Annotated in this window: 21 protein-coding genes; 3 read left to right on the top strand and 18 right to left on the bottom strand. The window is 73.2% G+C overall.

Annotated features, from left to right (window positions below; genetic code table 11):
* The first annotated feature begins 43 nt into the window (after positions 1-43).
* Positions 44-646, top strand: coding sequence for a GPP34 family phosphoprotein (locus K7854_RS13580; protein ID WP_226026716.1), 603 nt, complete (start codon positions 44-46; stop codon positions 644-646).
* A gap of 26 nt (positions 647-672) precedes the next feature.
* Here the strand turns inward: K7854_RS13580 and K7854_RS13585 are convergent, their stop codons facing one another.
* On the bottom strand, positions 673-1,056 hold the full coding sequence (locus K7854_RS13585; RefSeq protein WP_226026717.1) for a toxin Doc: 384 nt from the start codon (positions 1,054-1,056) through the stop codon (positions 673-675).
* Positions 1,056-1,292, bottom strand: coding sequence for a hypothetical protein (locus tag K7854_RS13590; protein ID WP_226026718.1), 237 nt, complete (start codon positions 1,290-1,292; stop codon positions 1,056-1,058). The genes K7854_RS13585 and K7854_RS13590 overlap by 1 nt, the downstream gene beginning before the upstream one ends.
* 150 nt (positions 1,293-1,442) lie before the next feature.
* Between K7854_RS13590 and K7854_RS13595 the strand changes: the two genes are divergently transcribed.
* Complete coding sequence (locus K7854_RS13595; protein WP_226026719.1) at positions 1,443-2,507, top strand: NAD(+)/NADH kinase; 1,065 nt, start codon at positions 1,443-1,445, stop codon at positions 2,505-2,507.
* 123 nt (positions 2,508-2,630) lie between these two features.
* Here K7854_RS13595 and K7854_RS13600 read toward each other — a convergent pair whose 3' ends face one another.
* Genes K7854_RS13600 through K7854_RS13610 form a run of 3 tightly spaced genes read right to left on the bottom strand, consistent with a single transcriptional unit; the run spans position 2,631 to position 5,115 of the window.
* Positions 2,631-3,377, bottom strand: a complete 747-nt coding sequence (locus tag K7854_RS13600; protein WP_226026720.1) for a class I SAM-dependent DNA methyltransferase — start codon at positions 3,375-3,377, stop codon at positions 2,631-2,633.
* Positions 3,378-3,434: 57 nt separating this feature from the next.
* On the bottom strand, positions 3,435-4,439 hold the full coding sequence (locus K7854_RS13605; protein ID WP_226026721.1) for a MerR family transcriptional regulator: 1,005 nt from the start codon (positions 4,437-4,439) through the stop codon (positions 3,435-3,437).
* 4 nt (positions 4,440-4,443) lie between these two features.
* Positions 4,444-5,115: a HEAT repeat domain-containing protein gene (locus K7854_RS13610; protein WP_226026722.1), complete on the bottom strand. Its 672-nt coding sequence runs from the start codon at positions 5,113-5,115 to the stop codon at positions 4,444-4,446.
* A 215-nt stretch (positions 5,116-5,330) separates the two neighbouring features.
* On the opposite strand from K7854_RS13610, the gene K7854_RS13615 reads away from it, so the two are divergent.
* Positions 5,331-6,089 (top strand): phosphatase PAP2 family protein, encoded by a 759-nt coding sequence (locus K7854_RS13615; protein WP_226026758.1) that lies wholly within the window; start codon positions 5,331-5,333, stop codon positions 6,087-6,089.
* Between the two features lie 54 nt (positions 6,090-6,143).
* Here the strand turns inward: K7854_RS13615 and K7854_RS13620 are convergent, their stop codons facing one another.
* Genes K7854_RS13620 through K7854_RS13680 form a run of 13 tightly spaced genes read right to left on the bottom strand, consistent with a single transcriptional unit; the run spans position 6,144 to position 20,518 of the window.
* Entirely contained in the window at positions 6,144-7,469 is a 1,326-nt protein-coding gene (locus K7854_RS13620) for a glutamate-1-semialdehyde 2,1-aminomutase (RefSeq protein WP_226026723.1), read from the bottom strand.
* A 7-nt stretch (positions 7,470-7,476) separates the two neighbouring features.
* Complete coding sequence (locus K7854_RS13625; protein WP_226026724.1) at positions 7,477-8,028, bottom strand: dTDP-4-dehydrorhamnose 3,5-epimerase family protein; 552 nt, start codon at positions 8,026-8,028, stop codon at positions 7,477-7,479.
* Positions 8,025-9,248, bottom strand: a complete 1,224-nt coding sequence (locus K7854_RS13630) for a polysaccharide pyruvyl transferase family protein (protein ID WP_372481031.1) — start codon at positions 9,246-9,248, stop codon at positions 8,025-8,027. The genes K7854_RS13625 and K7854_RS13630 overlap by 4 nt, the downstream gene beginning before the upstream one ends.
* A gap of 5 nt (positions 9,249-9,253) precedes the next feature.
* Entirely contained in the window at positions 9,254-10,201 is a 948-nt protein-coding gene (locus K7854_RS13635) for a glycosyltransferase family 2 protein (RefSeq protein ID WP_226026726.1), read from the bottom strand.
* Positions 10,198-11,487 (bottom strand): MATE family efflux transporter, encoded by a 1,290-nt coding sequence (locus K7854_RS13640; RefSeq protein WP_226026759.1) that lies wholly within the window; start codon positions 11,485-11,487, stop codon positions 10,198-10,200. Before K7854_RS13640 ends, K7854_RS13635 begins: the two co-directional genes overlap by 4 nt.
* 5 nt (positions 11,488-11,492) lie before the next feature.
* On the bottom strand, positions 11,493-12,767 hold the full coding sequence (locus K7854_RS13645; RefSeq protein ID WP_226026727.1) for a DUF4910 domain-containing protein: 1,275 nt from the start codon (positions 12,765-12,767) through the stop codon (positions 11,493-11,495).
* Complete coding sequence (locus tag K7854_RS13650) at positions 12,764-13,789, bottom strand: NAD-dependent epimerase/dehydratase family protein (RefSeq protein ID WP_226026728.1); 1,026 nt, start codon at positions 13,787-13,789, stop codon at positions 12,764-12,766. The genes K7854_RS13645 and K7854_RS13650 overlap by 4 nt, the downstream gene beginning before the upstream one ends.
* Before the next feature lie 3 nt (positions 13,790-13,792).
* Complete coding sequence (locus tag K7854_RS13655) at positions 13,793-14,440, bottom strand: PIG-L deacetylase family protein (RefSeq protein ID WP_226026729.1); 648 nt, start codon at positions 14,438-14,440, stop codon at positions 13,793-13,795.
* Positions 14,437-15,243 carry a sugar phosphate nucleotidyltransferase gene (locus K7854_RS13660; protein WP_226026730.1) on the bottom strand — a complete coding sequence of 269 codons (807 nt, stop codon included), beginning with the start codon at positions 15,241-15,243 and terminating at the stop codon, positions 14,437-14,439. The genes K7854_RS13655 and K7854_RS13660 overlap by 4 nt, the downstream gene beginning before the upstream one ends.
* The gene (locus tag K7854_RS13665; protein WP_226026731.1) at positions 15,240-16,490 is read right to left on the bottom strand and encodes a class I SAM-dependent methyltransferase; all 1,251 of its coding nucleotides are present in this window, start codon (positions 16,488-16,490) and stop codon (positions 15,240-15,242) included. The genes K7854_RS13660 and K7854_RS13665 overlap by 4 nt, the downstream gene beginning before the upstream one ends.
* The gene (locus K7854_RS13670; protein ID WP_226026732.1) at positions 16,487-17,728 is read right to left on the bottom strand and encodes a glycosyltransferase; all 1,242 of its coding nucleotides are present in this window, start codon (positions 17,726-17,728) and stop codon (positions 16,487-16,489) included. The genes K7854_RS13665 and K7854_RS13670 overlap by 4 nt, the downstream gene beginning before the upstream one ends.
* Before the next feature lie 2 nt (positions 17,729-17,730).
* Positions 17,731-18,963, bottom strand: a complete 1,233-nt coding sequence (locus tag K7854_RS13675; RefSeq protein ID WP_226026733.1) for an O-antigen ligase domain-containing protein — start codon at positions 18,961-18,963, stop codon at positions 17,731-17,733.
* Between the two features lies 1 nt (position 18,964).
* Positions 18,965-20,518 carry a right-handed parallel beta-helix repeat-containing protein gene (locus K7854_RS13680; protein ID WP_226026734.1) on the bottom strand — a complete coding sequence of 518 codons (1,554 nt, stop codon included), beginning with the start codon at positions 20,516-20,518 and terminating at the stop codon, positions 18,965-18,967.
* Between the last annotated feature and the right edge of the window lie 12 nt (positions 20,519-20,530).

Below are 20,530 nucleotides of genomic sequence, written 5' to 3' on the forward strand. Positions count from 1 at the left end.
GGCAGGGGTGTCGCAGCAGATGTGACAGATGGGGAGTTCCGCCATGACCACAGCGCACGACCTGACGATCGTCTCCCTCGACGTTCCCTCCGACTACCCGGTCGAGCGCGGCGACCTGTCGCTGGCCCTGGCCGGGGCGGAGCTGATCGACCTGCTGGCAGCGGGACGGGTGGCGCTGGACGGCACCCTTCTGCGGCCGCTCGCGGCGAGCGGATCCGACGACCGGCTCCTCGACGAGGCGGCGTCCCAGGCCGGCCAGGAGCAGAGCGAGTCGGTGACGGACTGGCTGTGGCGCCGCGGGGACGGGCTGGCGGGCCAGTACCTCGCCGCCGCGGGGGCGGACGACGGCGGTCGCAGGCGCCCGCGGTGGACGGCACGGCGCGGTGCCGAACGGCCGGCCCCCACCGATCCGTCGGCGCGTCGGCGTGCCGACGACCGCTGGACCGTCGGTGATCCGGTCCTGGTGGGTCTGGCGGCCGCGGTGGGCATCCGGCACGAGTCGGCCGACGAGGTGGCGGACCCCGGGGACGACGGCGTCGCCACGGTCCTCGCCGCGGTGCACGATGCCGTGGTGGAGCTGGCCGCCACCCGGCAGCGCCGCAGCATCGAGGGAGCGGCGTTCGACAACATCTGGCGTGCGGTGTGAGGGCCGGCGGGTGACGGCCCCGCCGGTCAGATGCGCCAGGAACGGAGCACGTCGGCGATCTCGTAGATGCTCAGTCCGGTCTCGCGGACCTTTCTGATCAGGTCGGACAGGGCCCCGTAGGGCGGATCGATGCCCTCTCCGGACTGGTCCATGTACTGGCCGGTGACGAAGGCCGCGAAGAGGCTGTTGCGGTGGGGGAGCGGTTCGAGCCGCACCACGGTGTGCAGGAGGGCGGCCGCGCGCCAGGCGCTGTCGGGGTTGGACGCGGCCAGGGTCGGCATGCGGGTCTTGTGCCGGGCCACCGCCGCCACCAGGGCCGAGTAGTCCGTGACCGACACGTCCTCGTTGTCCAGAGCGGCGTCCTGGACGTCCAGGAGCCATGGGACGTCGATGTACAGGGGCTCGCTCATCAGGCGGCGCTGACTCCCCCGCGCTGGGACGGGGGGACCTCGTCCGGGAACGCCTCGTCGAACTCCGCCCGCAGCCGGTCCGCCCACGAGACGGCGCCTGCCACGAACCGCTTGCGCTGCATCTCACGGACACCGAGGTCGTGCATGTACTGCTTGAGGCTCTTGCCCTCGGCCGCGGCCGCGGCGCGGACACCTTCCATTTCTTCCTCGGTGAAGGTCACGTTGAGTGATGGCATACCGGCATGGTACCTACTCGGTACCTGATGCGCGACCCACCGGCCGGGGGAGGGCGCCCCGGCATGTCGCGGCCCGCCTCGCCGCGGGGGTCGGCGAGGATTCCGTCGACCGCGGTCCCGGGAGCGCGGCCCGGGAGCAGGGAGGCAGAGGTGACGATCGAGCGGGTCGGACTCGTGGTCCACGGAGGACGCGAGGGCGCCGCGGAAGCCGCCCGGGAGGTCCGGGAGTGGTGCGACCGCAACGCCGTGGCGTGCACGGACATCGACGTGTGGAGCGGCGACGGGCGGCGCAGCGCCCGCGAGGAGGTGGACGCGGCCGGCGACCCGGACCTCGTCGTCACCCTGGGCGGTGACGGCACCTTCCTGCGCGGCGCACGGCTGGCCGCGGAGAACGACGCCCTGATCCTGGGCGTGGACCTGGGACGGGTGGGCTTCCTGACCGAGGTCCCCGCGCCCGCGGTGCGCTCCGCCCTCGACGCCGTCCGGGACGACCACCTGGAGCCGGAGAGCCGCATGCTGCTCACTCTGCGTGCCTCCCGGCTGCTGGAGATCCCGTCGGAGATGGAAGCGCTCCTGCGGTACGGGCGAGGCCCGCTGCTGCCTCCCCCGCGGGTGCGGACCGACTGCGAGAGCGGTGACGAGTGGGGCATCGCCCTGAACGTCACAGCCCTCAACGACGTGGTGCTCGAAAAGCTGTCCCGGGACCGGCAGGTCTCCGTCGGCGTCTACATCGCGGGCCGGCTGCTGGCCTCCTACTCCGCCGACGCGCTGCTCGTCGCCACCCCGACCGGCTCCACCGCCTACAGCTTCGCCGCGGGCGGCCCGGTCGTCTCGCCGCGCGCGGAGGCGCTCGTGTTCACCGCCGTGGCCCCGCACATGACGTTTGACCGCTCCGTGGTCACCGCACCGGACGAACCCGTCGGACTGCGCATCCTCGAACGCTCGGGCCGGGCCGCCGTGAGCATCGACGGGCAGCTGCGGGGCGTACTCGACCCGGGCGACTGGCTCGGCGTCTACGCCGCGCCCCGCAGGCTGCGGGCGGTACGCCTGGGCCCCATGGACTTCTACGGCCGGCTGCGCGACCGGATGCGGCTGACCGACGCCCCGGCCGCGGTCGCCGACGGTACGCCCGCCCCGCTGTGGCCGGTCAGCACGCCCCCGCCCGGCGACCTCGCCCATCTGTCGATGCCGGTACCGGCGGCCGAGGGCGACTGAGCGAGCTCCACGCCGATCGGCAGCACCGGCACGGTGTACTTCACCTGTGACTCGTGCGGGCAGGACGCCGCCTCCGGCCGTTCCTCCCACGCGGCCCGCCCTCGGCGTTGCCCCAGGGCGAGGTCAAGCGGGCTTGCGCCACACGGAGACGTGCCTCGCACTGTCCTGCGTGAACGGGGTCCCGTCCCAGTCCCCCACGCGGCGTTCCAGTTCGAGCCCGGCGATCCGGGCCATCAGGTCGAGTTCGGCGGGCCAGGCGTACCGGTGCCGGGAGTTGTCGCGGCGGTAGCTGCCGTCGGCCGGGTCACGGGTGAAGTGGTGGGAGACGAGGACCTGTTCGACCAGGTCGAAGGTGTCGAAGCCGAGATGCCGCTCGGAGACGTCGAACGGCACCGCGACCTGTCCCGGCGGCAGATGCCGCAGCGGTGGCACACCCAGCTCGATGACGAAGCGGCCGCCCGGGCTCAGATGACGAGCCGCGTTGCGGAAGCACTCGACCTGCTCGTCCTGGGTCAGCAGGTTCGTGATGGTGTTGTAGACGAGGTAGACCAGGGTGAACTCGCCGGGCACGACGGTCGTGGCCATGTCCCCGAGGGTCACCGGCAGCGTCTCCTCGTCGGTCTTGCGCCGCAGGACCGCCGCCATGTGCTGGGACAGCTCGATGCCCGCCACCGGCACACCGCGTTCGCGCAGCGGGACGCCCACGCGTCCGGTCCCGATGGCGAACTCCAGCGCCCGGCCGTCCCCGGCGAGTTCGGCGAGGAAGTCCAGGGTCGGTCCGAGGACGGCGGCGGAGGCCATCCCGGACTCGGTCTCCTCGGCGTCGTAGCGGTCGGCGGTCTCACGGGTCCACAGTTCGCTGCTCGTCACGGGCCGACATACTGCCGGGCACGCGGGCGCGCTGTCGACGCATTTACCCCCGGGACGTCACCCCGCTCCGCGCAGCCGGAGGAGATACGTCGCGGTCAGCGCCACGGCACGGTCCTCGTCCCGCGACAGCTCCGCCAGCGCACGGGAAGCCCTCGTGCCCGGGACGCCCGCCAGTGCCTGGGTCAGCCGGCCGCGCGCGGGCCCTTCGGTGGTGTCGTGGGCGAGGCGCCCGACGAGCCCGGCCGCGATCCGGTCCGCGGTCGCGGTGTCGCTCGCCAGCACGCTCAGCGCGTCGGCCGCGTCGGTGTCGTTGCGGCCCGCCACGATCATGTCGATGAGCGTCGGGACGGCCTCGGCCACCCCCTGCGCCCCGAGCGCCAGCGCCGCGTACCCGCGGACCTGGGCGTCGGGGCTTTCGAGGGCGTGCCGCAGCCGCGCGGTGGCCTCACCGCCGGGCAGCTCGGTCAGGGCCCGGACCGCACGCTCCCGTACCGCGGCCACCGGTGAGCCGAGGCCCTCCGCCAGCAGCGCCGCGGCGTCGTCGCCCGCTCGTGCCAGCGCCCAGCGAAGGGCCCCGGCGACGTTGGGGTCCGTCTCGCCGAGCGCCGCCTCGACCAGGGCCTCCACCGGCACCGCCGCCTCGCCGACCGAGGAGAGGGCCGCCCGCTGGCGCGCGTCCGCGCTCTTCGAGCCGAGAGCCTGGAGGAGCGAGACGGCCTGGAGGACGTCCTCCCAGCCGGCGGGTCCCGCGGCATCGATCCGGCGCAGCCGGGTGAGCAGCTCGGTCTCGGCCGCGATGCGTTCGCGCGTCCGGCGGATGAGGTCGTCCACGAGCGCCGAGGGCGCGAACCCGGGCTCGTCGAGCGCCCGCCCGATCTCGCGCAGCGACAGCCCCAGCGACCGCAGGCTCTCGATGTGGAAGATCCGCCGGATGTCCTGACGGGAGTACTCCCGGTAGCCGGAGCCGGTGCGGCCCGAGGGGCGGACCAGGCCGAGCGACTCGTAGTGCCTGAGCATGCGGGCACTGACACCGGACCGTCGCGCCACCTCACCGATCAACACACCTTCATCGTCCCTCGGGCGAGGACCCGCCAAGGGCCACGACGCGCTTCGCCTCCTCGATCGCCGACTCGAAGCCGGCGTCCGGGTCGCGCAGCAGCCGCCGGGTGGCGAGGGCGTGCGCGCGCACGTGCGGCTCGGTGCCGGTCGTCGCGGCGTCGAGAACCCCGACGACCGCCTCGCCCAGCGCGACGAGCGCCCGGCTGAGGCTGAGCTGCGTCTCCCGGCCACCCCGTCCCAGCTGCGTCGCGAGCACGGCCGCCAGGCCGGACTCCCCGCCCTCGGGGACGAGGACGACCGCGGCCCGCCAGGCACTGCGCGCCACCTCGTCGTCCGGGTCGCGGAGCACCGCAGGTGTGATCACCGGCCAGGCCCGCCGGTCCCCGATCTTGGACAGTGTGTGCAGCGCCTGGCTGCGTGCCTGCGGGCGGTCCGAGCGGACCTCGCCGACCAGCCGGTCGAGCGTCATGGACACCGGATGGCGGGTGAGCGCCCAGGTCAGCATGTCGCGGACGAAGAACTCCGGCTCGACCGCGGACCGCTCGACGAGCTTCGCCACGAAGCGCGGGTCCGGCGCCGAGCCGACCGCGAGGGCCGCCCGCAGCCGCACGGACGCACGCTCGTCCTCCAGAGCCCTGAGCAACCGCAGCGGGTCCGGGTCCTGACTCGTCATGGTCATCGGGACCACCTCCTGGCCCGCAGTGAAGACCTTGTCACGGTGTCAAGGTCAAACCGGCGGACGCGAAGAGCGCCGAACGATTCACGGCACCCTTGGCGCAATGGCCCGAATCGGCTGTTATCAGGCTTGCGGGAACGACTACGGTGGGGCTGGACCCGAGAGTGATCGGCGCGTTCGCCGGCGAGCCGGGCGAGGCCGGGGGAGTGGGCGAGGACGTGGGAGAGTACCGCAGGCCGCCCGGGGGTGGGGGGCGGCCGACCGGTCGGCCGGCGCCCGCGGTGCTGCCGTCGTCGCTGCGCCCGGGTCTGGGGCTGATCGCCGCACTCGCCGCGCTGGTGGTCCTCGTCCTCGGGCTCACCTACGCCGACGACAGCGAGCCGGGGGCCGCGGACGCGCGGATCTGGGCGGTGGTGGACGGGGCGGGTCCGCCCTGGCGGCACGTCGCCCTGGTCACGGACTTCCTGGGGGAGCCGGCGGGAGCGGTGCTGCTGGTCGCGGGCATCGTGACGGGCTGCCTGCTGCTTCGGCGGCCGCGCGCCGCGGTGTTCGTGGTGACCGGCGCCGGTCTGACCGTGGGGACGACGACGCTGCTCAAGCCCGTGGTGGGACGCACCATCCACGGCGACAACCTGTCCTACCCGAGCGGGCACACCGCCTTCCTCACCGCGATCGCCCTCATGGTGTCGCTGCTCGCGGCCGGCCGCCTCCGCCTGGGCCGGGCGGCCGGCACGGCGTTCGTCTTCGCCGCGGGGCTGGTGGCCGGCGCCGCCATGGGCTGGGCGCAGGTGGCCCTGGGCTCCCACTACGCGACCGACACCGTCGGCGGCTGGTGCACCGCGCTGGCGGTGCTGCCGGTGAGCGCGTGGCTGGTCGACCGCACGGCCGGCCGACTGGCCGGGCGCGCGACGGCCGAGGGCCCGGCGGACGAACCTGCCGACCGGAGAGCCAACGCCGGTCGGCAGGAATGCCACTGACACGCTGTCGGGGCGCGGACGCCGTCGGCTCTCCGGCGCCCCGTGCACCTCACCTCACGCCCGGCGGCGGAACACCGGCTTCACCGCCCGCCCGGCCATCCAGGGCGTGGGATCGGCCGCGTCCAGCGCCTTGCGGTACACCGCGCAGGCCTGCGCCACCACGTCGACGGTCCGTTCGATGTCGTCGTCGCCGAGCGCGCTGCTCACCACGAACGACGGTGCCAGCACCCCGCCCGCGAGGAGCCGGCGCAGGAACAGGGTGCGGTACGGCTGGGACGGCTGCCCGTTCTCGTCGAGGGTGGCGAAGACCAGGTTGCTGGCCCGCCCTCGGACGACGACGTGGTCGCCGACCCCCATGCTCGCCGCGGCCTCGCGGACCCCGGCGGCCAGCCGCTCGCCGAGGGCGTGCAACCGGGCGGTGACGCCCTCCTCGGTGTAGGTGCTCTGCACGGCCATGGCGGCGGCCAGCGCGTGCGTCTCCGCACCGTGGGTGGTGGACAGCAGGAACACCCGGTCCCCGGAGTGCCGCAGACCGCCCCGCTCCATCAGTTCCCGGCGCCCGGCCAGCGCGGAGACGGCGAACCCGTTGCCCAGCGCCTTGCCGAAGGTGGAGAGGTCGGGGACGACGCCGTACAGGCCCTGGGCGCCCGCCTCGGACCAGCGGAAACCGGTGATCATCTCGTCGAACACCAGGACGCAGCCGTGCCGGTCGGCCAGCTCGCGCAGACCGGCGAGGTAGCCGGGCGGCGGCTCGGCGTGGGTGGCGGGCTCCAGGATCAGGCAGGCGACCTCACCCCGGTACCGGGCGAGCAGTTCCTCCGTGGCGGCCAGGTCGCCGTAGGGGAACGCCACCGTGAGTTCCCCGGTCGCCGCGGGGACACCGGCGGACATCGGCGTCGTGCCGATGAACCAGTCGTCGACGGAGAAGAACGGGTGGTCGGCGCAGACGGCCACCCGCGGGCGCCCGGTGGCGGCCCGGGCCAGCCGCACCGCGGCGGTGGTGGCGTCGGAGCCGTTCTTCGCGAACTTCACCATCTCCGCGGTCGGCACCGTGGCCAGGAAGCGCTCCGCGGCCTCGACCTCCACGACGGACGGCCGGACGAAGTTGCTGCCCCGGTCGAGTTCCCGCCGCACGGCCTGAGTCACGCGGGGATGGGCGTGGCCGAGGCTGACCGAGCGCAGACCGGAGCCGTACTCGATGTAGCGGTTGCCGTCGACGTCCCACACATGGGCACCCCGGCCGTGGCTGATCACCGGGGCCAGGTTCTCCGGATACTGGTCGTCGCCCTTGGCGTAGGTGTGCGCGCCCCCGGGGACCATGGCGTGCAGCCGTTCGTTCGCCCGGCGCGAGCGGGGCAGGTCGAGTTCCTCGGTGCTCATGCCTGCCTCACCCTTCCCGGTGCTTGAGGACCTCGGCGAGGCTCGGCGCCCCCCGGTCCCGTGCGGACGTCGAGGTGACCGGCAGCGGCCAGGGTATGGCCAGCTCCGGGTCGTCGAAGGCGATCGTCACGTCCTCGGCCGGATCGTGCGGGCGGTCGATCCGGTACGACACGTCGGAGGTCTGAGTCAGCGACTGGAAGCCGTGCGCGCACCCCGCCGGGACGTACACGGTCGCCTGCGTCCGGCCGGACAGCTCGAAGAAGGCCCGGCCCAGGTAGGTCGGCGAGTCCGCCCGCAGATCCACGACCACGTCGAAGATCTCGCCGTACGAGCACCGCACCAGCTTGGCCTCGCCCGCGCCGGAGCGCAGGTGCAGGCCGCGCAGCACGCCCCGGACCGAGCGGGAGACGCTGTCCTGGACGAAGGCGGCCGGGTCCAGACCGACGGAGCGCACCACCTCGGCGTCGAAGGTGCGGCAGAAGAAGCCGCGTTCGTCGGAGTGCGGCGTCGGCTCGAACAGGTACGCACCGGCGATCTCCGGCACTTGGGTCGCCTTCATGGCGCCTCCCGCAGGGCGTGGGTGTGGCCGGCCGCGGGGAACAGGGCCGCGGCCAGGGCGGTGAACTGCTGCTCGACGCGCCGGGCGACCACCAGGTTCCGCTCGACGAGGGCCCGCCGCACCTCGGCCGACCGCCGCTCCAGCTCCCGGAACTGCTCCAGCAGCCGGTCGGCGTCGGCCTCGCGGGCCGGGTGGCAGTACGCGCTCATCCCCATCTCGGCCATGAGCGCGTCGCTCTTGGCCGAGTAGCTGAGCGCGAGGGTCGGCGTGCCGACCTTCAGGGCGCAGACCAGGTTGTGGTAGCGGGTCGCCACCACGCTGTCGGCACACGCCGTCTCCTTCATCAGGTCGGCCAGCGAGGCCGCCTCGGCGACGGTGACCAGCGGCGAGCCCACCGCGTCGGCGATCGCGGCGGCCACCGGCCGGTCGAGTTCGTCGCCGGTGAGCAGCCGGACCGCCCTGCCCTCCTCGGCCAGCGCGCGGACGAACCGCGTCGTCCCGTCGAGGTAGCGCCGGTGGATCTCCTCGGCGCGGGCCCGCTCGTCGTTGCTGCCGTGGAAGTCCATGACGCCCACGCAGACCGGGCCCGGTGCGCCCGCGGGCTCGTTCGCCGACGGCGCGGGCAGCGCGAACACCAGGTCCGCGTAGACCTCGTCCCGCGCGGTGTCCACGCCCATCATCCGCATCGCCTCGCGCGACTGCGGGTCCCGGTACGAGCGGTAGGCGGCCAGCCGCGTCGACCAGCGGGTCAGGGCCCGGGTGGGCCGGTTGCCGATCGCACCGGCGCCGACGCTGACCAGCGCGACCCGGGTGCCGAACAGCCGGCCCGTCAGGCACAGCAGGAACAGCGAGTACGGGAAACCCCACGGCCGGAGCGGCAGGGTGGTCTCCAGCACGCCGGTGCCCGGCACGATCACCGCGTCGTGCCGGCGCACCCAGGCGGCGGTGCGGAAGACGTCGACGAGTTTGCCCAGGGCCTTCGCCGCGATCGCGCTCGCGCGTGAAGCGGTCCGGTACTCCCCGTGGTACCAGTTGAGCCGGGTCGCGGGAATGCCGTACCGGGTCGCGACGGTCTCGGGGCCGCCGCACATCGCGTCCAGGACCGCGTCGGGACGAGCGGCCCTGAGGTGGTCGAGGACGGCCTCCAGCGACCCGTCGTTGCCGCTGTTGCCGGCGCCGAACAGACCGAACACACCGATGTGTAAAGGCTTCTCGCGCATGGCGTTCATGCCTGCCCTCCCTGGCGGCCGGCGACCAGGTCGTCGACGGAGACGGTGAGCCGCTCCGGGGCCACCGGAGCGCGGTCCTCGACCCGCTCGCCGGCGCCCGGACGGACCCGGCTGGTCAGCCACGCGGCCAGATGGCGGTGGCAGGCGCGCCGGTCGGCCGAGGACAGCGGCGCCCGTCCGATCGCCGAGGCGAAGCCCCAGACGTACTCGGCGAGCAACCGTGGCGTCGGGTGCAGCGGGCCCGCCCGGCGCGGGTCCAGGTTGACGCACCGGGCGCGCTTGGAGGGATTCGCCCGCTCGGCCCGGGTGGGGTGGTCGCGGCGGAAGTACAGCAGCTCCGGCACCTGGTGGAAGGGACCGTGCAGGGTGATCTCGGCGACGAAGGTGCGGTCCGCGTGGTGGTAGCTGTCGTGCGGTTTCACCCGGCGCAGCATGTCGGCCCGCATCACCCCGTAGAAGTCGTCGCCCCCGGGTTCGAACAGCAGGCTGCGGAAGCGCTCCGGGGCGCGCGGGGAGTCGGTGGCGAGCCCGTACTCGTAGGGGACCTTCACCTTGCCGTCGCCGTCGATGACCGCCTGGCCGCTGTGTGCGAGGACCACCTCGGGCCGCTCGTCCAGCGCCGCCACACAACTGCGCAGCAGGTCCCGGGCGTAGAGGTCGTCGTGCGAGGCCCACTTGAACAGTTCGCCGCGGCACTCGGTGAACACGTAGTTGTGGTTCGGGGCGGCGCCGATGTTGCGGGGCAGCCGGATGTAGCGGATGCGCGAGTCCCGCGCGGCGTACCGGCGGCAGATGTCCTGGGTGCCGTCGGTCGACGCGTTGTCGGATATCACCAGTTCGAAGTCCTCGTAGGTCTGGCCGAGCAGGGCGTCCAGCGACTCGGCCAGGTACTCCTCGCCGTTGTAGACGGGCAGGCCGATGCTCAGCCGGGGGTGGGGGGTCATGTGTTCCTCACTTCGGGAATGGGATGGTCGTGTCGCTCGCGCAGGGCCGCCCGCAGTTGCAGCCACCACACGGCCGAACCGCAGACGGAAGCGGCTGCGGCGCCCCAGGCCGAGCCGACCGTGCCCCCCGCGACCGCTCCGCCGAGTCCGCCGGCCACGTAGCAGGCGGAGGCGAACAACTGGCAGCGCAGACTGCGCCGGGCCGCGGCCAGCGCGCGCAGCCCGGCCGCCGCCCCGGTGCCGAGCCCGGCGCCCGCGACGCTGAGCGTGACCGGGACGATGAGTTGTGAGGAGGCGCTCCAGACGTCACCGAGCACCAGCTCGCCGAGCCTGTCCGGCACCAGCAGCAGCGCCGCGCCCCACAGCGTCGCGGCGACGGTCTGCCCGGCGCCGAGCAGGAAACAGAACTTCCCGAGCCGCTCGGGTGCCTGCCGCAGCACCCGCGCCGACTCGGCCACGGTGACGAGCGACAGCCCCATCAGCACCGCGAGGAACGGTCCGAGCAGGAGTTCCGCGCCGCGGATCACGCCCACCGCGCCGACCCCGACGATCGCGCCGAGCCCGTAGGCCCGGATCTGGCCCGCCCCGCTGACGCCGACGTTCTCGACCAGGTACCGGTAGCCGAGGTCGCGGTGGTCGCGGTGCCACTCGCGCGCCCCGGTCGGCCGGGGCCGGATGCCGGACTGGATGCAGCCGTACACCGCGGCCACGGCGGCGGATCCGCCCCAGGCGAGCAGGAAGGCGGTCACGCTGCCCACGTAGGCCGCCACCACCATGGCCGGGACCAGTGCGAGGGCCCACACGACGTCGTTGACGAACGCCTTCCGGCCGACGCCCGCGGCGAAGAACGAGTACCGCCAGGCGTCCTGGAGCAGCAGCCCCGGCAGCACGACACCGAGCGCGGCGAACGCGGCCCCCACCTGGCCGCCGATGCCCAGCCCGGCGATCAGCGACACCAAGCCGATCGAGGCGCCGACCAGGAGCGCGGCACCCGATGCCCGGCCCACCGCCCCGCGCCAGGACGACTCCGGCACGCCGCTGAAGCGCACCACGAGCGGGTCGGTGGCCAGCCCGCGGGAGACGTTGAGGACCACGCCGTAGGTCACCCAGGCCAGGCTGAACACCCCGAACGCGGTCAGTCCGAGCGAGCGGGCCACATAGACGCCCACCACGAAGTTGGACAGGCTGGAGGCCGCCTGGTCGGCCAGGCCCCAGGACAGCCTGCCGACGACGCCCCGGCGGGCGGGCCCCGCCGGTTTCGTCGTCTTCTCCCCGTCGACGGCCATCGGCGTCATGCCTTGATCAGTCCGGCGCCGTGCAGGGCGTCGGCCGCCGCGGCGACGGTGTCGAACGACAGCCCCGACCGCTCGGCCACGTCCAGCAGACCGTGCTCGCCGTCGGCGAGGCTGAGCACCCACAGCATGGCCATCTGGGCCTGCTTGGCGTCGCTGCGGCCGCCGAGCGAGTCGTACAGCCCGCGCCGCCCCAACTGCGGCTCGCCGTACGGGCTGAGGTTGACGTAGCACCGGTTGCGGTCGAGGACGTCGAACGCCTCGCGGCAGACGGCGAGCGTGTCCGCCATCGCCGCGGGGGAGACGAAGTCCAGGTCGTCGGCCGACGTGTGGTACTCGGGGTAGCCCGCGTACGGGGTCCGGGTGAGCGAGCCCACCCCGAGGTCGAACCCGGTCGAGCAGTACTGCCGTTCGTCGTAGCCGTACGGCGTGAACTCGGTTATCCGGTGCGGTCGTTGAGACGCGGACAGGACGTGCCGCAGCACCCGGTCGATCTCCGCGTCGCCGCGCCTGCTCTGTTTGTAGGTGAGCCCGCCCGGGTCGCCGGCGCAGGCCAGCACCAGACCGTGCCTGACCCGCTCCACCCGCTCCCGGTTGCGGGCCAGCCAGGTGATCGCCCCGATGGTGCCGGGCGCGAAGACGAACCGGTAGGTGTAGTACGGCTGCCGCTTCGCCAGCTCCCGGGCCAGGAACACCGCCACCGCGATGCCGGCCAGGTTGTCGTTGGCCAGCGACGGGTGGCACGTGTGGCAGGAGACGAGCACCTCGTCCGGCACCTGGCCGGGGACCACGTGCTCGGCGTAGGTGAGGTGACCGTCCGCCAGGGTGGAGTCGATGCGGACCTCGTACTCGCCCTCCGGCAGCGCGTCCAGGGTCTCCTGGGCCAGGCAGAAACCCCACTGCGGCTCGTAGTAGCTGGTGCGGTACGGCACCCAGGACGGGTGCTCGGGCAGGGTGTGCAGGTGCGGACGCAGCTCGGCCAGCGGCATGGTCGCCGACACCGGCACGCTGTAGCCGAGCACATGGAGGCTGGACGCGGCGAAGTCGACGACCCGGCGGCCGGCCGCGTCGGCGACGTACGCGTCCCGGATGTTCCACTCCTGCGGCACCGTCCAGTCCAGCACCCGTGTCCCGGTCGGTACCTCGTGCACGTGCAGAGGGATGTACTCGTCGACGATCCGCAGGGTCGCGCGGACACCGTCGCCGGTGATGCTCCGGCACAGCGGGTACATCCGCTCCACCAGGGCGTACATCTCCTCTCCTGGCTCGGTCATCGGCGCCACCGCAGGGTGTCGTCGACGGCACCGGTCCCGGTGGACTCGCGCAGGACGGCCAGGCGGGTGAAGCGCCGCTCGAAGTCCTCCCGGGTCAGCCCGTGCTCGCGGTAGGCGTCGGCGAGTTCGAGCGCGCCCTGCTTCACCGTCCACTCGCAGTCGAAGCCGGGGACCGCGGCCCGGAACCGGGAGAAGTCCACCCGGTACGAGCGCGGATCGGCGCCCGTCTCGCCGGTGATCACCACCTTCGAGCCGGACACCGCGGCGGCCACCTCCTCGGCGATCTCGGCGACCGTGACGTTGTTGACCTCGCTGCCGATGTTGAACGCCCGGTCGTGCACGGCCTCGCGCGGGGCGGTCAGCGCGGCGGTGAAGGCCCGCGCGATGTCGGCGGCGTGCACCAGCGGACGCCACGGGGTGCCGTCGGAGAGCACCAGCACCTCGCCGGACAGCAGCGCGTGGCCCACCAGGTTGTTCAGCACGATGTCCGCGCGCAGCCGGGGCGAGAAGCCGAAGGCGGTGGCGTTGCGCATGTACACCGGGCTGAAGTCGCCGTCGCACAGCGCGTGCAGGTCGTCCTCCACCCGCACCTTGGACTCCGCGTACGGCGTCACCGGGCGCAGCGGGGCGTCCTCGGTCACCAGCTCGCCCCCGCCCGCGGCGCCGTAGACCGAGCACGTCGACGCGTACAGGAAGCGCTGCACCCCGGCGTCGCGGGCCAGCCGGGCCAGCCGCACGGACGCGTGGTGGTTGATGTCGTAGGTCAGCTCCGGCGCCAGCGAGCCCAGCGGGTCGTTGGAGAGCGCGGCCAGGTGGATCACCGCGTCCACCCCGGCCACGTGCTCGGCCGTGAGGTCGCGCAGGTCCACCCGCCGCCCCGGCGGGTCGGCGGGTGCCGGTCCCAGGACGCAGTCGGCGAACAGGCCGGAGTCCAGCCCGACGACCTCGTGTCCGGCGGCCGTGAGGACCGGGGCCATCACGGTGCCCAGGTAGCCCTGGTGTCCGGTGAGCAGTACGCGCAAGGTTCAACCCCCCAGGTTGAGAGTGAGTTTGGCGACGTCGAACGCCTCGGCGTAGCGGGCGTGGCATTCGATGCCGCGGATCCGGGCCAGGCCCAGGAAGGCCTCCCGGTCGTACCAGGGGCGGTGCCGCTGCGAGGGGTAGTGCTCCTGCAGCAGCCGCACCTTCTCCTCGGCGGCCTCCGGTGTCAACGGCTGGTACGCCGTCGGGCGGCCGAGGTCGCCGTCCCACTTGACGATCTCGTAGCGGAGCACCAGGTGGTCGCGGAACGCGGTGGTCATCAGCTTCGCCAGACCACGGTGGTCCTGGTGCGCGTCGTCGGTGCGCGGGGCCAGCACGAGGTCCGGTTCGGTCCGCTCCCGCAGCTCCTCGACGGCGGTCTTGGCCTCCTCCCAGTGGGCCGGCATCCGGCCGTCCGGCAGCTTGAGCACCGTCAGCCGCAGGTCGGCGTCCGGGCAGAAGGCGGCGAGCGCGGCTCGCTCCTCCTGCTCCCGTTCGCCGCCACCGCCGGAGAGCACCAGCGCGTCGACCCGGACGCCGGGCCGGGACCGGCACAGCGTCAGCAGGGTGCCGCCGGCGCCGATGGCGATGTCGTCGCAGTGCGCGCCCACCGCGACGATCCGGTCCGTGCGCCCGGCGCTGAGGCCGATCACGCGGTCACCCCGGCGGGCGTCCCCGCACCGTCCCGCTCCCACACGGCCCACGGACGCTCGCCCCGGGTGTAGGCGGCGTCCAGCGCGGCCCGCTCCTTCACGGTGTCGGTCGGCTTCCAGAAGCCGCGGTGCTGGTGCGCCACCAGTCGTCCGCGCTTGGCCAGCTGGGTGCAGCCGTCGGCCACCAGGTCCCCGTTCTCCGGGATGTGGTCGAAGACCTCCTGCCGCAGCACGAAGTAGCCGCCGTTCTCCCACAGCGGCAGGTCGCTCACCGGCGTGATGCCGCCCACCAGACCGTCCTCGCCCAGGTCCACGCAGTGGAACGAGGACTGCGGCGGCACCACCATCATGGACGCCCCGGCGTCCCGCCGCGCGAAGGAGTCGATCATCTGCGGCAGGGGCGCGTCGGTGAGCACGTCGGCGTAGTTGGCGAGGAACATCTCGTCGCCGTCCAGATGGTGCCGCACCCGGCGCAGCCGCTCCCCGATCGGCGACTCGATGCCGGTCTGCGCGAAGGTGATCGTCCAGTCGGCTATGTCGGCGGACAGCAGCTCGGTCCGCCCGCCCCGCAGCACGAAGTCGTTGGACGTCGTCTCCTCGTAGTTGAGGAAGAAGTCCTTGATGTGGTGGGCCCCGTAGCCGAGGCACAGGATGAACTCCTTGTGCCCGAAGTGCGCGTAGTAGCGCATGACGTGCCAGATCAGCGGCCGCGGCCCGACCATCGCCATCGGTTTGGGCACGTCGTCGGACGCGCCCTCGCGCATCCGCATCCCGTAACCGCCGCAGAACAGTACGACCTTCATGCTGTGACCTCTCGGGACGGGGCCTCGACGATGCTCAGTTCCGGAATGGGAAACACCAGCCGGCCGCCCCACTCGTGTACGAAGGAGAGCTGCTCGGCCAGTTCGGCCCGCAGGTTCCACGGCAGGACGAGGACGTAGTCCGGCCGGTCGGCGGCGATCCGCTCGGGCGGCAGGATCGGGATGCGGGTGCCCGGCGTGAACCTGCCGTGCTTGTACGGGTTGCGGTCCACCGTGTACGCGAGCAGGTCGGGGCGGATGCCGCAGTGGTTGAGCAGGGTGTTGCCCTTGCCGGGGGCCCCGTAGCCGACCACCGTCTCGCCGCGCTCGGCCGCCTCGATCAGGAACCGCAGCAGGTCCCGGCGCACCTTGGCCACCCGGGCGGAGAACTCGGTGTACCCGGACAGCTCCCGCAGACCGGCCGCCTTCTCCCGGTCCAGCACCTCGGCCACCCGCTTGCCCGGCTCACCGGCCACCTCGGCCGGCCGGGCCCACAGCCGGACGGAACCGCCGTGCGTGGGCAGCAACTCGACGTCCACGAGGGCGAGTCCGCCGCTCGCCAGCGCCCGGATCGCGGAGGCGACCGTGTAGTACTGGAAGTGCTCGTGGTAGATCGTGTCGTACTGGTTCTCCTCGATCAGCGTCAGCAGGTGCTGCACCTCGATCGAGACCCAGCCGTCGTCGGCGACCAGGGCGCGCAGCCCCTTGGTGAAGCCGATGACGTCGGGGATGTGCGCGTACACGTTGTTGGCCACGACCAGGTCCGCCGGGCCGTGCTCGGCGCGGACGGCCGCGCCGGTGTCCGGGCTGAGGAACTCGGTGAGCGTGGGCACCCCCGCCTCCCGCGCCGCGGCACCGACGTTCACCGAAGGCTCCACGCCCAGGCACCGGATCCCGCGGTCCACCATGTGCCGCAGCAGGTAACCGTCGTTGCTCGCGACCTCGACCACGAAGGCGTCCGGGCCCAGGCCCAGCCGCTCCACGGCACCGGTGACGAAGGTCCGCGCGTGCTCGACCCACGAGGTCGAGTAGGAGGAGAAGTACGCGTACTGCGTGAACGTCTCCTCCGGCGTGATCAGCGCGGGGATCTGCGCCAGCCAGCAGTCGGTGCAGACCCGCAGGTGCAGCGGGTACGCCGGCTCAGGCCGGTCCAGTTGGTCCGCGGCGAGGAAGCTCTCGCACGGCGGAGTCGCTCCGAGATCGACGACGCTCTCCATCGCCGCCGAACCGCAGAGTCGGCATCGTGTCATCTACTGCCCCCATCCCCCCTGCCCGCGCGGGTGTCCCCGCCACGAGCCAGTGCCGACCGCCCCGCGATCGCGGTGCGGTACCCCTCCAGCAGGCGCTCCAGCCCGACGGCCGGGCTGAAGCCCTGCTCGTAACGGTGCCGGGCCGCCCGGCCCATCTCCCGGTTGCGGTCCGGCTCCGCCGCGATCCGGCGCAGGCGGTCCGCGAGCGAGGCGGCGTCGCCGGGCTCGTGCAGCAGCCCGGTCACCCCGTCCTCGACGAGTTCCACGAAGGCGCCGTGCCCGGCGGCGACGGCCGGGACCCCCGCCGCCATCGCCTCCACGACCACCAGGCCGAACGCCTCCAGCCACGTCGAGGGCGCCACCACGGCCACCGCCCGCGCGAGGGCCCGTCTGCACTGCTCCGGGTCGTACAGACCGACGTACCGCACGTCGTCCCGGCTGGCCGCCCAGGCGGTCACCTCGCGCTCCAGCGGACCCGTACCGGCGACGACGAGCGGGACCCCGACACCTCCGGCCGCGGCGATCTCGTCCCACGCGGTCATGAGCAGCCGTACGCCCTTGGCCTCGGCGAGCCGGCCGAGATACAGCAGGTGCTCGCCCTCGCCCGCACGGCGCGCTTCCGGCTCGGGCACGAAGTTGTGCTTCACCGCCAGCCGTTCGGCCGGCATGCCCGAGCGGACCAGGACCTCGCGCTGCGCGGCCGAGATGCAGAAGAACCGCTCCACCCCGGACCACCAGCGCCGCCGGTTGGCCGCCAGGCCGACCGCGAGCGGCACCGTGGCCAGCCGCGAGCCCCGGTAGCAGCCGTGCCGCACCGCGGGCAGCGGCGTCGCCCCGACGCACTCGGTGCAGGACCGCCCCTCGCGCTGCAGCGTGCCGGGCGGGCAGACCTGGGTGTAGTTGTGCAGCGTGGCGACGGCGGGCACGTCGGCGTCGGCGCAGGCGGCCAGCACCGCGGGCGACAGGAGCGGGAAGACGTTGTGGACGTGCACCACGTCCGGCCGCTCGGCGCGCAGCCGCGCGGCAAGCTCCCTGCGGACCGCCGGGTTCCACGGCACGAGCAGCGGCACCGCGACCTTGCCCGGCAGCGACCGGGCGGCGATGTCGTCGCTGCGCCGCTCGAACACCCCGACCCGGTGACCGGCCGTGCGCAGCAGCTCCACCTCCTGGTCGACGACGTTGTTCTCGCCGCTCGGCTGGGCCGAGTTGTACCGGTTGTGCACCACGAGGACGTGCATGCTCAGGTCACCTCCGAGGTCCGCGCCCAGCGCGGGACGCGTCGACGAGGGGGGTCGGCCATCGGCAGGGGCGCGGCCGGGGCGGGCTCCGTCAGCAGGGAGGCGGCCACGGCCAGGTGCAGCAGGTACGGCGAGGCGTCGCCGAGACCCGCCTCGGTGTACGACGCGAGTGCGCAGTAGCTGATCAGGAAGATCGCGCAGGCCCTGGCGAGCGACGGCGGCCGCAGCAGCGCGACGCCGCCGAGTGCGACGAAGACCGCCGCCACCAGGGCGACGCCGGTCAGCCCCTGCTCGTGGTAGACGGCCAGCCAGCTGTTGTCGATCGGCAGCCCGTCGAACGACTTGTCGCCCAGACCCAGGCCGAAGACCTGTTCCCCGACCGTCCGGTGCGCCGCCAGCAGGGCGTCCCAGACCTTGGCCCGGCCGGTGAGGTTGCTGAAGTTCTCCTCGCTCTGGCCGCGCAGGAACCACGCCTGCAGCGCGGAGGCGAACACCACGGCGGCCACCGCGGCGCACAGCACCGCCCAGGAGAAGAACCGGCGGGCGGCCGCGCTGGTCAGCGCGAGCGAGCCGATCGCAAGCGTCAGACCGACGAGCAGGCCGAGCGTGGCCGTACGGGTGTGGGTGAGCATCAGCAGGACCAGCGAGGGCACGACGACCAGCGCCGCGCTGCGCCGGTCGGTCCGGCCGCCGAGCACGAGCAGCACGGCGAGCCCGATGATCACCGCGGCGTACTGCCCGATCTGCGGCGGGGTGAGCGGCCACAACGCCCCCACCAGCCGCCCGCCGTAGAGGTCGGGCAGGGCCGCGCCCGGCGAGACGAGCGCCCCGGCGGCCACCGTGCACAGGACCAGGAAGTACATCCGGATGTGGTGCCGGACGAACGTCGTGCCGCCGTCCCACCAGCGGCTGAGCAGCCACAGCGTGCCGACGAACAGCGCCAGCCGGGCGCACCGGAACAGCGCGCCGAACCCGGACTGCAGGTCCGCGCTGGCGATCACGCTCGGTACCAGCAGCAGGGTGAGCAGGAACAGGTAGGCGCTGGCGCGCACCCGCAGCCGGAGATTGAGCGCGAGCGCCAGCGAGAACGCCACGACCAGCGCGCCCATCGTGACCATCTGGATGAGCGAACGGGGGAGCGGGACGATGGTCTCCGCCCCCGTGGAGCCCAGGGTGTTGAGGACCAGCAGTCCCCAGACCGTCCCGACCAGTTTCGGCGTGCGGTCCGCGTCCATCTCAGCCCCCCTCCCGTGCGCGCAGGGTGCTGCCCTCGTCCTGCCGGTACGGGGCGCCCTGCCACTGCCCGAAGTCCAGGACGCGGCTCGGGTCTTGGGCGACGAACTTCCACGGCCCGACGTAGACGTTGTCGTGCCAGCGGTTGTGCTGCCGGTGGGTGACGGCCTCGGCCACCCGCTCGCCCTGGTACGGGGACCAGTCCGGATAGGTGCCGTAGTTCGCCAGCAGCGCCATGCGGTCGCAGTTCGACGTGCACTCCACGACGGTCTTGTCCAGGACGAAGCGGTTGTCGTGGACGTCCACCCGCTGGGTCTTCCACCGGCAGTCGCCGTACAGCGGCGCCTTGGTGATCGCCGGGCGCGCGCAGCGGTCGATGTCCTCCACCAGCAATGTGCAGTCGCCGGAGGAGGTGTTGGCCGGACTGTTGCAGAACCGGTCGGCGTTCTCCCACAGGGTGATGCCGGACCAGTTGTCCTCCAGCACGTTCCCGTAGATCTCGATCTTGTCCGTGCGGGCCTCGATGCGCGGTTCACCGCCGGACTCGGAGATGTAGAGGGTCGCGTAAGGGAAGTTGTCGCCGCCCTCGGTGTTCGCCCGGCCCTCGACCCAGTTGTTCCGGCGGATCGTGTTCTTGCGGACGACGGCGTTGTAGCTGGTCTCGTAGATCAGCGCGGCACCGTCGTTGGACTCGATGACGTTGTCCTCGACGAGGAAGTCGTTGTTGTTGGTGTCCGCCCACAGGCCGGTCCCGCGGTTGTCGTGCACCCAGTTGCCCCGGATGTCGGCGCCCTCGACGGCCCAGAACTTGATCCCCCCGGTGCAGCCGCAGCCCGGCCGCTTCCGCTCCCAGTCGCCGGTGTTGTTGCCGACGATCTCGTTGCCCTCGACCACCAGGTCGTTGATGGTGCCGTCGCCCTTGTAGGCGTTCATGCCGTACTGGCCGTTGTCGCGCAGACAACTGGCGCGGACCTGCTGGCGGTCACCCGCCATCAGCCCGGCGCCGGAGTTGCGCTGGATCGTGGCGTGCTCGATCACCCACCCGTCCGCCGAGTCGTGGTTGACCACGCCCTCGTCGTGCGGCGCGGCGAAACCCTGCACGGTGAGATGGCCGATCGTGACATCGCGCGCGGTGCCGCCGAACGCGTACCGGTTGGTCTTGCCGCCGTCGAGCACCGCACCCGGCGCGCCGAGGTAGCGGTTGCCCTCCTTGGGGACGACCTGCGCGTACGGGTCGGAGTCGAGCCGGTGCTTGCCCGGCCGCAGCCAGAAGGTGGTGTGCGCGGGACTGCTGCGGGTCTTGGCGGCCAGGTCGCCGACGACCGAGGGATCGACGGTCACCGCACCGGCCGGGGCCTTGGCCGGTCCGGCCGCGGGTTTCGCGCACACCCGGGCCACGGGGGGCCCGTCCGACGGCGCGGGCGGGGCGGACGACGCGGACGGCCCCGGCGCCGGCGCGTCCGAGTCCGAGGTGCCGACACAGCCGGCCGCCAGCAGCGCCAGCGCCAGCGGCACCGCCGCCGACAGCGCCCGGCTGCTCCGTCCTGCAACTCCCATGCGTCCTCCCCC

It is taken from the genome of Streptomyces hyderabadensis (genome assembly GCF_020404845.1).
Classification (GTDB): domain Bacteria; phylum Actinomycetota; class Actinomycetes; order Streptomycetales; family Streptomycetaceae; genus Streptomyces; species Streptomyces hyderabadensis.

Bases quoted from the DNA above. Each gene is read 5' to 3' on its own strand.
- K7854_RS13580 (WP_226026716.1), top strand. From the start codon at position 44: ATGACCACAGCGCACGACCTGACGATCGTCTCCCTCGACGTTCCCTCC.
- K7854_RS13585 (WP_226026717.1), bottom strand. From the start codon at position 1,056: ATGAGCGAGCCCCTGTACATCGACGTCCCATGGCTCCTGGACGTCCAG.
- K7854_RS13590 (WP_226026718.1), bottom strand. From the start codon at position 1,292: ATGCCATCACTCAACGTGACCTTCACCGAGGAAGAAATGGAAGGTGTC.
- K7854_RS13610 (WP_226026722.1), bottom strand. From the start codon at position 5,115: ATGACCATGACGAGTCAGGACCCGGACCCGCTGCGGTTGCTCAGGGCT.
- K7854_RS13620 (WP_226026723.1), bottom strand. From the start codon at position 7,469: ATGAGCACCGAGGAACTCGACCTGCCCCGCTCGCGCCGGGCGAACGAA.
- K7854_RS13625 (WP_226026724.1), bottom strand. From the start codon at position 8,028: ATGAAGGCGACCCAAGTGCCGGAGATCGCCGGTGCGTACCTGTTCGAG.
- K7854_RS13630 (WP_372481031.1), bottom strand. From the start codon at position 9,248: ATGCGCGAGAAGCCTTTACACATCGGTGTGTTCGGTCTGTTCGGCGCC.
- K7854_RS13635 (WP_226026726.1), bottom strand. From the start codon at position 10,201: ATGACCCCCCACCCCCGGCTGAGCATCGGCCTGCCCGTCTACAACGGC.
- K7854_RS13640 (WP_226026759.1), bottom strand. From the start codon at position 11,487: ATGGCCGTCGACGGGGAGAAGACGACGAAACCGGCGGGGCCCGCCCGC.
- K7854_RS13645 (WP_226026727.1), bottom strand. From the start codon at position 12,767: ATGACCGAGCCAGGAGAGGAGATGTACGCCCTGGTGGAGCGGATGTAC.
- K7854_RS13660 (WP_226026730.1), bottom strand. From the start codon at position 15,243: ATGAAGGTCGTACTGTTCTGCGGCGGTTACGGGATGCGGATGCGCGAG.
- K7854_RS13665 (WP_226026731.1), bottom strand. From the start codon at position 16,490: ATGACACGATGCCGACTCTGCGGTTCGGCGGCGATGGAGAGCGTCGTC.
- K7854_RS13670 (WP_226026732.1), bottom strand. From the start codon at position 17,728: ATGCACGTCCTCGTGGTGCACAACCGGTACAACTCGGCCCAGCCGAGC.
- K7854_RS13675 (WP_226026733.1), bottom strand. From the start codon at position 18,963: ATGGACGCGGACCGCACGCCGAAACTGGTCGGGACGGTCTGGGGACTG.
- K7854_RS13680 (WP_226026734.1), bottom strand. From the start codon at position 20,518: ATGGGAGTTGCAGGACGGAGCAGCCGGGCGCTGTCGGCGGCGGTGCCG.